General features: G+C 49.0%; 1 rRNA gene. It reads right to left on the bottom strand.

Features of this window, described 5'->3' with window-relative positions:
* A 23S ribosomal RNA gene (locus B5D41_RS00010) occupies positions 1-357 on the bottom strand; the annotation flags it as partial.

Genomic DNA, 357 nt, shown 5'->3' with positions numbered 1-357 from the left:
AAATCCTCGATCTATTAGTACCAGTCAGCTAAAGATATTGCTATCTGTACACCTCTGGCCTATCTACCTGATAGTCTTTCAGGGATCTTACTAGAATTACTCTATGGGAAACCTTATCTTGGGATTTGCTTCGCGCTTAGATGCTTTCAGCGCTTATCTTCTCTGTACTTAGCTACCCAGCTCTGCCTTTGGCAAGACAACTGGTGCACCAGAGGTACATCCATCCCGGTCCTCTCGTACTAGGGACAGCTTCTCTCAAGTTTCCTACGCCCACGACGGATAGGGACCGAACTGTCTCACGACGTTCTGAACCCAGCTCGCGTACCGCTTTAATGGGCGAACAGCCCAACCCTTGGA

The organism is Selenihalanaerobacter shriftii (assembly GCF_900167185.1).
Classification (GTDB): Bacteria; Bacillota; Halanaerobiia; order Halobacteroidales; family Acetohalobiaceae; genus Selenihalanaerobacter; species Selenihalanaerobacter shriftii.
This window is presented reverse-complemented; position numbering and strand designations above follow the sequence as displayed.